Consider the following 11974-nt stretch of genomic DNA (forward strand, 5'->3'; position numbering starts at 1 on the left):
GCGGAATGCGGGGCGGTTGTGTCCGCCGTAGGGTGGGCTTCAGCCCGCCGCCCCGCCTGCCGTTGTTTTACTGTTGTTGCAGCTTGCCGTTGTTTCGGTGGGCTGAAGCCCACCCTACTTTGTCTGCGACTTCTACCCCACCGATGCCGTCTGAATCATCCCAATCGGGTTTTTCTCTTTGTTTTGAGCATCTATCGCCATATTTTCCGGTTTCCACACGCTGCGGCGGAATGCGGGGCGGTTGCCGCTCACCGTAGGGTGGGCTTCAGCCCACCGCCCCGCCTGCCCTTGTTTTACTGTTGTTGCAGATTGCCGTTTTTTTCGGTGGGCTGAAGCCCACCCTACCGAAAGGCAAGCAGCTGTTCGCGGTAATATTCGTATTGTTTGCGGCGCAGGGCGATTTCGTGCGGCAGGCCTTCGCTGATGGAGTGGGTCAGGGTATCGAATTTGTCGAGGATGGCGACGATTTTTTCTTGTTCGGGGAGTGGAGGGATGGGGATTGGGAAGCGTTTAAAACCATTCATATCCACAGAAGCAAAACTCGATGTTGTCGTATTCTTTTTGCACCATTCACTAAGATTAAAACAATAGTAATAAAGAAAATAAATGCTGAGTTTATCGGCAAATTCAGGCTTTAAAGATAAACTGGTAAATCTTTGGTTGGCTAAGAATGGAACGGTTATTAGTGCATGCTCACCTATGGTTGCAGATGTAGCCATGATAATAGAATTGGCTGGAAATAGCTTACCGCCCTTTACTGCGCTTTTTGATATATGCTGTAATGAATTATCTAAAATACGACCATTTTCCCTAATATCTTCCATTCTAAACCAAGGGATTGAGCCATTTTCCCAATATTCTTTATTTGATTTGGAAGGGGTATAGCCATTCTTCAAGTCAAACACCTCCCCCAACGTCTTCCAAACCACATCTTTCAGACGGCATTGATAGCCATCAGCTATCCCCCCCGATTTGATTGTCAAAATCTAAAAGAAAGTCGCGGTAATACCGGTATTGGCGTTTGCGCAGGGCTAATTCAGCTTCCAGCTCGGTGAATTTGTCAAGTATTTTTACAATTTTTTGTTGGGTTTCCAGGGGTGGGATAGGGATTAATAATTTTTTCAAGTTACTGGCATTTAGAGCAGGAATACCTGTAAATGTACATAAGGCATGAATCTCTTGTTCAAATTCAAGTAATATATGATAGAGAAAACGAACATCCAATTCTGTTCTATTCTTAATAGTAACTGCATAATTTAAGTTGCCACGAAAATATCTTCCTTCTTGCCACGTTATTGAGCCGACTCCCGCTCCTCTTGTTGTGATGCCGATAGGGTCATTTTCAGTGTTCCATTCATCAATATAGCCAAGCGGCTCTTTGCCACTGTTAATAACTGGATAACTACCAATATTATTTGAGATTTTCTGCTTACTTACAGCTTGTCCTGTTTTTATGATAGCTATCCCATTTTCTCCACCCAACGGCTTCCACTCCACCGGTGCCGTCTGAATCATCTCAATCAATTTTTTCGCTTTGCTTTGCATATCCATGGTTGTTTTCCGTTTCTTTCCCGCTGTGGCGGGATGTGGGGCGGTTGTGGGGTGCTTCGGCTCACTCTGTCCGTTTGCCGTTATTTCTGCGGGCTGAAGTCCGTCCTGCTTTCAGGCTGCCTGCAATGGTGTGCAGGCTGCTTTTTCAGGTAGCCTGAATGGTAGTTATTTTGTGCGGTCTTTTTTCTGTTTGATCTGTTGCACGGCTGTTTTTTCCAACGCTTTAACGCTTTCCAGATAGGCTTGCTCCACCGGCGACAGGATGCGCGCTTCATAGGCGCGGTATTCGCGTTCGGCTTTCTGCTCTGCCTGTTTGCGGCTGATGCTGCCTGCACCCTGTAATGTGCCTTGTCCGTACAGCCCGGAAAATTTGTCCAATTCGGCTATCCAGTCGCGCATATACATGGGGCTTTGCTCCTGCGCTTTGATTTCCGCTAGGTCGAAGAAGGCGGAAACCAGACGGTTCAGGCGGAACAGTTCGTCTTCGGTCAGATAGTTTTTGGCGATTTTGGCTTCATTCAGCGTGGGGATTGCGCCTTGAAAGGTGGTCAGCCCCATAAAGTCTTTGCTGCTGTCGGCACGGCTGTATATCAGCTCAGCTGCGGTTTGCCGGCTGGCGGCATAGTGCAGTTTGTTTTGAACGGCGGCAAAAAAGGTTTGGCTTTCGCTGCTTTTGGGGTTGTAGTCTTGGCTGGTGGCATATAAATCAAGCACTTGCCGGTATAGGGCTTTTTCGCTGCTGCGGATGTCGCGAATGCGGTTGAGCAGTTCTTTCCAATAGTCGCCGCCGCCTGTGCCTTTCAGGCGTTCGTCGTCTATGGCAAAGCCTTTGGTCAGATATTCGTCCAGCCGTTCGGTTGCCCATTGGCGGAATTGGATGCCCCGCGCGGAACGGACGCGGTAGCCGACGGCAATAATCATGGGCAGGGAATAATGGGCGATTTTGCGGTTTACCTTGCGCCCGTTTTCATTTTGAACTGTCAACTGGAAGTTGACAGTTGCCTTCTCTTCCAATTCTTGCTCTGCAAGAATGGTTTTAATGTGTTTGCTGATATTTTGTTTGGTGGTTTGGTACAGTTCTGCCATGTCCGCCTGCGTCAGCCAAAGCTGTCCGCCAAATTCCTGCAAGGCAAATTGGGCAGTGCCGTCGTTGGCGGTGTATAGGATGATGCTCATGCTTCAATCTCTGCAATCACTTCGTCAATTTCACGCCGCAGCCGTTCGATTTTGGCAACGGTTTCGCTGATTTCGGCGTTAAGCTGTTTGATGTCGATAATTTCGCGGGTGTCTTCGGGTTCAACATAGCTGCTGACGGCGAGGTTGTAGCCGTTGTCTTTGACGGTTTGCTGGGCGGCGTTTTGGGCGATATGCGGCACATCGGCTTTATCGGCGAAGAGTTTGACGATTTCGGCAATGTGTTCTTCGGTTAAGACGTTGTTGTTGGTTTCTTTTTTAAAGAAGCCGCCTGCGTCGATGAATTGGATGTCGGTATTGTCTTTGTGTTTGGACAAAACCAGTATATTGACGGCGATACCGGTGCCGTAAAAGAGATTGGGCGCAAGGGCGATGACGGTTTCCACGTAGTTGCCCTCCACCAGATATTGGCGGATTTTCTGCTCTGCGCCGCCGCGATAGAAAATGCCGGGGAATGAGACGATGGCGGCGCGGCCTCTGCCGGAAAGGTAGTTCAGTGCGTGCAGAATGAAGGCAAAATCGGCTTTGGATTTCGGGGCGAGTACGCCTGCAGGGGCAAAGCGGTCGTCGTTGATTAAGGTGGGGTCGCCGCTGCCTATCCAGTTGATGGAATAGGGCGGATTGGAAACGACGGCATCAAAGGGTTTGCTGTCTTTGAGTTTGGGATTGGTCAGTGTGTCGCCCAATTCGATGTGGAATTTGTTGTAATTGACGTTGTGCAGAAACATATTCATGCGGGCGAGGTTGTAGGTGGTGTGGTTGATTTCCTGCCCGAAGAAGCCTTCTTCGATGATGTGCTCGTCAAACTGTTTTTTCGCCTGCAAGAGCAGGCTGCCCGAGCCGCAAGCTGGGTCGTAGATTTTGTTTACTTTCTCCTGCCCGTGCACCGCCAGCCGCGCAATCAGCTTGGATACGGATACGCTTTGCGGGGTGAAAAATTCGCCGCCGGATTTGCCTGCGTTGGCAGCGTAGTTGGAAATCAGGTATTCGTAGGCATCGCCGAAAAGGTCGATGTGGTGGTCTTCAAAACTGCCGAAATCGAGTTCCGCCACGCCTTTTAGGACGGCGGCAAGGCGTTTGTTCTTGTCGGCAACGGTGCTGCCGAGCCGGCTGCTGGTGGTGTCGAAGTCGTCAAACAGGCCTTTAATGTCTTGTTCGGACGGATAGCCGGAGGCGGAGCTTTCAATCGCGGTAAAAATTTCTTTCAGCTTGGTGTTGAGCTCTTCGTTTTGATGGGCTTCGGCGGCAATATTGCAAAAAAGCTGGCCGGGGTAGATGAAATAGCCTTTGACTTTGACGGCATCGTCTTTGATTTCGGGCGTGATGATGCTGTCCGGCATAGCGGCGTAATCAATACTGCTGTCGCCTGCCTGCATATAGTCGGTAAAGTTTTCGCTGATAAAGCGGTAGAAAAGTGTGCCGAGAACGTATTGTTTAAAGTCCCAGCCGTCCACCGCGCCGCGTACTTCGTCGGCAATTTTCCAAATTTGGCGGTGCAGTTGGGCGCGTTGTTGCATTTCGGTCATCATCGAAATCCATATAAAAGTTAAACAAATCGAAATCGCCTGATATTTTCAGACGATTTTTTACGGGCATTCAAATTAAGCCAAATTTTCCAGCATCCATTTGACGTAGCGGTCGACGCCTGATTTGACATCGAAAAATTCTTCCTTATATCCGGCTTCGCGCAATTTGGTGATGTCGGCTTGGGTGAAGCTTTGGTATTTGCCTTTGAGCGCGTCGGGAAATGGGATGTAGCGGATAAATTCTTCTTCTACCAACTCTTTTAAACTCATTTCAGGTTTGCCTTCGGCGGCGCGGCAGGCGTTGACGGTGGCAGCGGCGAGTTCGTTAAACTGTTGGCTGCGACCTGTTCCTAGGTTGTAGATGCCGGAAAGTTCGGGATGGTCGAAGAAGTAGAGGTTGACTTTGGCAACGTCTTCGACGCTGACGAAGTCGCGGGTTTGTTCGCCGTTGCCGTAGCCGTCGTTACTGCCGAACAGGTTGACGTAACCGTGTTCGCGGTATTGGTGGAAGTGGTGGAAGGCGACGGATGCCATGCGGCCTTTGTGTTGTTCGTGTTGTCCGTAAACATTGAAGTAGCGGAAGCCGACGACTTGGGCGGTGAGACCTTCTTTCATGCGGCGACGCAATACTTGGTCGAACAGGAATTTGGAGTAGCCGTACACGTTGAGCGGTTTTTCGAGTTCGCGCTCTTCGCGGAAGATTTCTCCTTTGCCGTAAACCGCCGCACTGGAGGCATAAAGGAAGGGGATGCGTTCGTCCTGACACCAGTCCAGCAAATCCAGCGTGTACTGGTAGTTGTTTTCCATCATATACAAACCATCGTGGTTCATCGTATCGGAACACGCGCCTTGATGGAAAACGGCTTCGATGTTTTGATAAGGTAAAATGTGTTCCCTCACTTGGCGGATGAATTCGTGTTTGTCGAGATAATGGGCGATTTCGCACTCGGCAAGGTTTTTGAATTTTTCGCCTTTGCTCAAATTATCGACGGCAACAATGTCAGTAATACCGCGTTGATTAAGTGCTTTGACGATGTTGCTGCCGATAAAGCCGGCCGCGCCTGTTACGATGATGGTCATATTCGGTTTCCTTTGTTTTGAGTAAAATTAATAAACTTAGTTACAAGAAATCATCGATATTGTCCTGAAACACAAATTTGCGATGATATTCCAAATATTTTTCTCTTCCTTCGGGATATATTCTCATCTTAATTTTTTGCATTTGGATTGATATTAAGTTTTTCCCATGTGTAACGGCTTAGTCGAGTACCGCAAATCAAACGACCATCATCCAAGAAAGTAATATAACCTTGATCGAACAACCAATCATAAGTCGGCGTTAAAGCTAACCCATTTAAATAATCTAATGCCTCTTTCTCATTTTTCTCAGTAATACAAACCATATAAGGTTTAATATGACTAGCCCTTAACAAAATCTCATCTGTAATTAATGTAAATGGACATTGCGACATATGATTTATAACATCCTTGCGATATTTCTGCTGCCCTTTTCTACTTTTCTGTTTAATGATTTCTTGCTCTACGAATTGATTAAATTCTGAAGCCGGTATTTCTAATTTTTCTCTTGATAAGAGTTGCGGGTGCACGATAGAGCGAAATTGATAATCCAAAAATATTCGGAAATAAAATAATGGTTCTGAATCTTCTATATCTTTGACAGGCAATAGTTTAAGAATTGATAAATAACTAATTTTGGGCAATACAATCTTACGCCAAATTGACCATATATCATCCTCCGAACGGATATAACCCCTACGGTAACCTTTAGAATTTTCCAAATGGTCTGATACATCATGGATTGAAAAGAAAATATTTTCTGTAGGCAGATTATTAATACTTAAAACGTAATCATCATAAAACCTTGAAATATCATGATGATATTTCTGTTCTTGTTTGTGATATTCAACTTTTGCATCAACCAAATAACGCTGTAAATTTTTCTTATTAAAAAAACAATTTTTCTGAATGAAAGGATATTCTACCCTCCTTCCATTTTTTGTCTCAGTAATCCCCCAATTTTCATACTCAAAAAATGTACTTAGTTTTCGACCACTATCATCAATATAACTACCTACATATTTGCGTGCTTCCCCATTACCACCAAAAACAGATAACTTGTTATTCCTGTGAATAAAACTATCTTCCGCACGTAAATTTTGAATACTATCGACAATAAAATACTCTATGTTTTCAATAGTAATTCTTTGAAAATCCGGCATTTTACTCTCCATAAAGCGTAATATCCATTTGTTTTAATATAGCGATTAATACATCAACAACAATACTGTTTCCCGCTTGGCGATACATTTGAGTATCACTAACTAAAATTTTAAAATCATCTCTAAAACCCATTAGCCGCAAACATTCCCTAGGTGTTAATTTACGAATACGTCCACGATTATGAGTAACATAATTATCAACCCCGGCACGATGCATTTTATGCATAGTTTGCAATAATGGGCGAGCTACAGGCAAATCAGTTTCCGTACTGGTTTTAAAATTTTTTGTTCCTCCTGCCAAAACATAATTTTTGATTTTTTCAGAAAGATAATATTTTTCCTCAACGTTATTTACATCAAAAATAAAGTCATCAAATTCAGATTCGCGGGCTGCCTGAAAAATAAAATCACCATGCCAATTAAATTGTTGATTTGCTTTTTGGCATAAGGCAATTTCTCCATTAATCTGTGTATAACGTTTTTGTCTATTTTTAGAACTGGTAACAAATTTCACACCCTTTTCACGTAAAAAATATTTGCTATCAGTATAGTCCTCCAAAAAATCTTGCATAGTATGTTCTAATTCAATCTTTTCAGGAAACTGAAAACCATTTATAGGAGGGGTATGAAAGCCAACAACAAAAATACGCTCACGATGTTGAGGAATCCCATAATCCTTACTATTCATTATTTGGAAATATAAGTCATAACCAAGTGAATAAAAAACACTTTTTACAACTTTCCAAGTTTTTCCATTATCATGATTGAGCAAGCCCTTTACATTTTCATAAATAAATATCTTTGGTTGGACTTCATCCACAACGCGAGCAAATTCATAGAATAATGTTCCTCGTGTATCTTCTAATCCTGCACGTTTGCCAACCATGGAAAATGCTTGGCAAGGACTGCCTCCAACTAAAATATCAACTTGATTTCTAAACTTTCTCGCATCAAATTGAGTAATGTCGTTATGCCAAAAATCTTCATTTAATTTATAGTTTCCAAGATAACTTTTTTTAACGTATGGATCAATATCTCCTGCAAAAACAATGGTATGGTTTAAATTTAATCGGTGGAATGCCTGTTCAACCGCACCAATCCCGCTGAATACGGTTGCTAATCTAATATGTGAATCAGGTTTAAGAAAAGTTTTAGATTTCCAACCTTGTTGACTGGGAAAGAGCAAAGTTTTTTGTAATCGAGTATCGTGTGTCTGTGCCATTGTCGAAATAGTCATACTTATATCGTTCTGTTTATCTTATCAATATGAAAACTACATTGTTGATTGCCCTGACAATGCCTTGATCAATTCGGCAAACGAGCAAACCGCCGTACCGAGTTTCGCCACGACAACCCCGGCCGCAGTATTGGCAAGGTACATGGCTTCGGGCATGGTGCAGCCTGCCGCCAAACCCAAGCCCATTCCGGCAATGACGGTGTCGCCCGCACCGGATACGTCGTAAACTTCTTGGGCGCGGGTGGGCTGGTAAATCGGTTCGCCTTCGCTGAACAAGGTCATGCCTTCTTCGCTTCGGGTCAGTAAAACGGCGGTCAGGTCGAGGTGGCGGCGCAGGTTTTGCGCTTTTTCGGTCAGCTCGCTTTCGTTTTTCCAACTGCCGACCACTTCTTTCAATTCGGCGCGGTTAGGCGTAATCAGAGTTGCACCGACATATTTTTCGTAATCGTCGCCTTTGGGGTCGATTAAGACGGTTTTGCCGGCGTGTTTCGCCCAATCGATCATATCGGAGATATGCGACAGGCCGCCTTTGCCGTAGTCTGAAAAAATGATTGCGTCGTATTCGGGCAAGATTTCGCGGTATTTCTGCTTGATTTGTTCCAACACTTCGCAGTTGGGATGTTCTTCAAAATCAAGACGGATAAGCTGCTGGTTGCGGGCGACGACGCGCAGTTTGACGGTGGTGGCGATTTGTTTGTCGCGCATCAGATAGGAGGCGACGCCGTCCTGCACCATCAGCGCATCGAGCGCGTCGGCGGCTTCGTCGTTGCCGGTTACGGACAACAGCCCTGCCCTGCCGCCCAACGAAGCGATGTTGCGCGCGACATTTGCCGCTCCGCCCGCGCGTTGGTCGATTCGTCCGATTTTCGCCACCGGCACGGGGGCTTCGGGCGAAATACGGGACACATCGCCGAACCAATAGCGGTCGAGCATCACGTCGCCGACAACCAGGACTTTGGCTTGCGCGAAACGGGATTTGAGGGTTTCTTGTTGGAACTTGGCGGACATATTGCCTCCGTTGTATTTTTTCAGACGGCCTCAGCCTGTAAGGCCGTCTGAAAATCAGTTTGCTTCAAGGTTTGCCACGCGGTTCACTTCGCGCAATACGGCTACCGGATCGGCAGCTTGGGTTACAGGACGACCCATTACCAAATAAGTCGAACCGGCAGCCAAGGCTTCGGCCGGTGTCATGATGCGGCGCTGGTCATCATTATTGTCGGCAACGTCCAAGCGGATGCCGGGCGTGACCAAGACAAAATCCTGTCCCAATTCGCGGCGCAGCGGCGCGGCTTCTTGGGCGGAACAGACCACGCCGTCCAAGCCCGAACTTTGCGCCAGTTTCGCCAAGCGGATGACTTGTTCTTCAGGGGCGGTGTTCAAACCGATTTCCGCCAAATCGCTTTGTTCCATGCTGGTCAACACGGTTACGCCGATTAAGAGCGGCTTCGTGCCGTATCCGGCAACGGCTTCTGCTGCGGCTTCCATCATACGGCGGCCGCCCGATGCGTGCATATCGACCATCCAAACGCCCATATCGGCAGCGACTTTGCAGGCTTGCGCGACGGTGTGGGGAATATCGTGGTATTTCAAATCGAGGAAAAGTTTGAAACCTTGATTGATTAAGCTTTCTGCCAAATTGCGTCCCGTCGCGGTAAACAGCTCTTTGCCGATTTTGATTTGACACAATGTCGGGTCAAGGTTGCGGACGAATCCGAGCGTGTCTTTTTCGTTGGCAAAATCAAGGGCGACGATAACGGGGGTGCGTTGTTGCGGAGTTTGGAAGTCGGAGATTAAAGGATTCATAGTGTTTTCGTTTCGGGTTTTCAGACGACCTTTATCGTCTTTTTCGCAGTATAGTGGATTAACTTTAAACCGGTACGGCGTTGTCTCGCCTTAGTTCAAAGAGAACGCTTCTCTAAGGTGCTGAAGCACAAAGTGAATCGGTTCCGTACCATCTGTACTGTCTGCGGCTTCGTCGCCTTGTCCTGATTTTTGTTAATCCACTATAACAACGTAAATTCAAACCGTAGGTCGGGCATTGATGTCCGACCTACGCGGACTCAAGCCTCCGACAAACTGTTTCGGATAAATTTGAACCGGTACATCAGCCGTCATTCCCGCGCAGGCGGGAATCCATTGATAAAACTCAGTTCATCAGATTTAAACAGCGATTGCCCAAATTCAGAAATGGATTCCCGCCTGCGCGGGAATGACGCCAAATGATTATTTTTCGGTTGCAACACGCTGTTTATCAAAAACAGGTCGTCTGAAAACCTGATTTTCTGTTTTCAGAGTGCGAAGCCTGCCCGTGGGTACGACCTTTTCGATTTATTTGCCCAATGCGCCCAATACTTCGGCTTTCACGGCTTCTACCGGCTGAGTGCCGTCAACTTTGATGTATTTAGGCGCGTGTTCGCCTTCCAGTTTGCTGTAAAAATCGACCAAAACTTCGGTTTGCTCGTGGTAAACGGCAAGGCGTTTTTTCACGGTTTCTTCTTTGTCGTCGTCGCGCTGAATCAAATCTTCGCCGGTTACGTCGTCTTTGCCTTCGACTTTGGGCGGGTTGTAGGTAACGTGGTAAGTACGGCCGGAAGCCAAATGCACGCGGCGGCCGCTCATACGGTCGACAATCACGCTGTCAGGCACGTCGATTTCAACGACTGCATCCAAATCCACGCCTGCTTCAACCATCGCTTCGGCTTGTGCCAATGTGCGCGGGAAACCGTCGAACAGGAAACCGTTTTTGCAGTCGTCTTGCGCGATGCGTTCTTTGACCATGCCGATAATGATGTCGTCGCGCACCAAGCCGCCTTCGTCAATGATTTTTTTCGCTTCCAAACCCAAGGGCGTGCCAGCCTTAATCGCGGCGCGGAGCATGTCGCCGGTAGAGATTTGCGGAATGCCGAACGCGGCGGTGATGAATTGCGCCTGAGTGCCTTTGCCCGCGCCCGGCGCGCCTAAAAGTAATGCTTTCATGAAGTGATCCTTTGAAATGTGTTTATTGGAATCAAACAGATGGTTTACGATTCTACACGGCTTGGCACAATAGTTCAAAAACCAACTGCACAAACTGCCATTTGCAAGCAAATGTTTTGCATACCTTTGCCGAGTCTGATATTCACAAGCCGGCAACTTTTTGGGACAATCCCCAAAATTTCAAAACATCACACCCTACCAAAAAGGAACATCCGTGAAACGAATTTTTCTGTTTTTGGCTACCAATATCGCTGTTTTGGTCGTAATCAACATTGTTTTGGCGGTTTTGGGCATCAACAGCCGGGGCGGCACGGGCAGCCTGTTGGCGTATTCCGCCGTCGTCGGCTTCACTGGTTCGATTATTTCGCTGCTGATGTCCAAATTCATCGCCAAACAATCGGTCGGCGCGGAAGTTATCGACACGCCGCGCACCGAAGAAGAAGCCTGGCTTTTGAACACTGTCGAAGCCCAAGCGCGGCAATGGAACCTGAAAACGCCCGAGGTCGCCATCTACCACTCCCCCGAACCCAATGCCTTTGCCACGGGCGCATCGAGAAACAGCTCCCTGATCGCCGTCAGCACCGGTTTGCTCGACCATATGACGCGCGACGAAGTGGAAGCCGTATTGGCGCACGAAATGGCACACGTCGGCAACGGCGATATGGTTACGCTGACGCTGATTCAAGGCGTGGTCAATACCTTTGTCGTGTTCCTGTCGCGCATTATTGCCAACCTGATTGCCCGAAACAACGACGGCAGCCAGTCGCAGGGAACTTATTTCCTAGTCAGCATGGTATTCCAAATCCTGTTCGGCTTCCTTGCCAGCTTAATTGTCATGTGGTTCAGCCGACAACGCGAATACCGCGCCGACGCGGGCGCGGCAAAACTGGTCGGCGCGCCGAAAATGATTTCCGCCCTGCAAAGGCTCAAAGGCAACCCGGTCGATTTGCCCGAAGAAATGAACGCAATGGGCATCGCCGGAGATACGCGCGACTCCCTGCTCAGCACCCACCCTTCGCTGGACAACCGAATCGCCCGCCTCAAATCGCTCTGAGCCGATTTGAAACGACAAAAACCGTACGCGCAAGCAGTACGGTTTTTTCATAGTAAACCAATGCCGTCTGAAAACATCGGGTTTGCCATACCGGCACCAACCGTATCCATTTCCGCACCGGATACGCCGCATTGATATACCCTGATAAACCGTATCCGGACAGAAAATATAGTGGATTAACAAAAACCAGTACGGC

At 47.3% G+C, this 11974-nt stretch carries 10 protein-coding genes and 1 pseudogene; 1 reads left to right on the forward strand and 10 read right to left on the reverse strand.

Going from position 1 to position 11974, the window contains the following annotated elements; all coding sequences use genetic code 11:
* Positions 1-341: 341 nt before the first annotated feature.
* The 10 genes and pseudogenes from HMPREF2959_RS12105 to adk all read right to left on the reverse strand — a co-directional run bounded on the left by HMPREF2959_RS12105 (position 342) and on the right by adk (position 10724).
* Complete coding sequence (locus tag HMPREF2959_RS12105; protein WP_079885938.1) at positions 342-983, reverse strand: restriction endonuclease subunit S; 642 nt, start codon at positions 981-983, stop codon at positions 342-344.
* Complete coding sequence (locus HMPREF2959_RS12110; protein WP_002235659.1) at positions 955-1551, reverse strand: restriction endonuclease subunit S; 597 nt, start codon at positions 1549-1551, stop codon at positions 955-957. The genes HMPREF2959_RS12105 and HMPREF2959_RS12110 overlap by 29 nt, the downstream gene beginning before the upstream one ends.
* Before the next feature lie 165 nt (positions 1552-1716).
* A complete protein-coding gene (locus tag HMPREF2959_RS06265; RefSeq protein WP_002213929.1) occupies positions 1717-2727 on the reverse strand; it encodes a virulence RhuM family protein in 1011 nt (336 codons plus the stop codon).
* Positions 2724-4274: a type I restriction-modification system subunit M gene (locus HMPREF2959_RS06270; RefSeq protein ID WP_033908905.1), complete on the reverse strand. Its 1551-nt coding sequence runs from the start codon at positions 4272-4274 to the stop codon at positions 2724-2726. The genes HMPREF2959_RS06265 and HMPREF2959_RS06270 overlap by 4 nt, the downstream gene beginning before the upstream one ends.
* Before the next feature lie 72 nt (positions 4275-4346).
* The gene (rfaD, locus tag HMPREF2959_RS06275) at positions 4347-5351 is read right to left on the reverse strand and encodes an ADP-glyceromanno-heptose 6-epimerase (RefSeq protein WP_002235657.1); all 1005 of its coding nucleotides are present in this window, start codon (positions 5349-5351) and stop codon (positions 4347-4349) included.
* Between the two features lie 40 nt (positions 5352-5391).
* Positions 5392-6511: pseudogene (locus HMPREF2959_RS06280) on the reverse strand (HNH endonuclease).
* 1 nt (position 6512) lies between these two features.
* Positions 6513-7748, reverse strand: a complete 1236-nt coding sequence (locus tag HMPREF2959_RS06285) for a DNA cytosine methyltransferase (protein WP_002213933.1) — start codon at positions 7746-7748, stop codon at positions 6513-6515.
* A 36-nt stretch (positions 7749-7784) separates the two neighbouring features.
* A complete protein-coding gene (hldA, locus tag HMPREF2959_RS06290) occupies positions 7785-8756 on the reverse strand; it encodes an ADP-heptose synthase (RefSeq protein WP_002217546.1) in 972 nt (323 codons plus the stop codon).
* Between the two features lie 54 nt (positions 8757-8810).
* Positions 8811-9551 carry an orotidine-5'-phosphate decarboxylase gene (gene pyrF / locus HMPREF2959_RS06295; protein WP_002243429.1) on the reverse strand — a complete coding sequence of 247 codons (741 nt, stop codon included), beginning with the start codon at positions 9549-9551 and terminating at the stop codon, positions 8811-8813.
* 525 nt (positions 9552-10076) lie between these two features.
* Positions 10077-10724, reverse strand: a complete 648-nt coding sequence (gene adk, locus HMPREF2959_RS06300; protein WP_002213936.1) for an adenylate kinase — start codon at positions 10722-10724, stop codon at positions 10077-10079.
* A 214-nt stretch (positions 10725-10938) separates the two neighbouring features.
* On the opposite strand from adk, the gene htpX reads away from it, so the two are divergent.
* Positions 10939-11778: a protease HtpX gene (gene htpX, locus HMPREF2959_RS06305; RefSeq protein WP_002219495.1), complete on the forward strand. Its 840-nt coding sequence runs from the start codon at positions 10939-10941 to the stop codon at positions 11776-11778.
* The last annotated feature ends 196 nt before the right edge of the window (positions 11779-11974 follow it).

The organism is Neisseria sp. HMSC070F02 (assembly GCF_001814225.1).
In the GTDB taxonomy this organism is placed as follows: Bacteria; Pseudomonadota; Gammaproteobacteria; order Burkholderiales; family Neisseriaceae; genus Neisseria; species Neisseria meningitidis.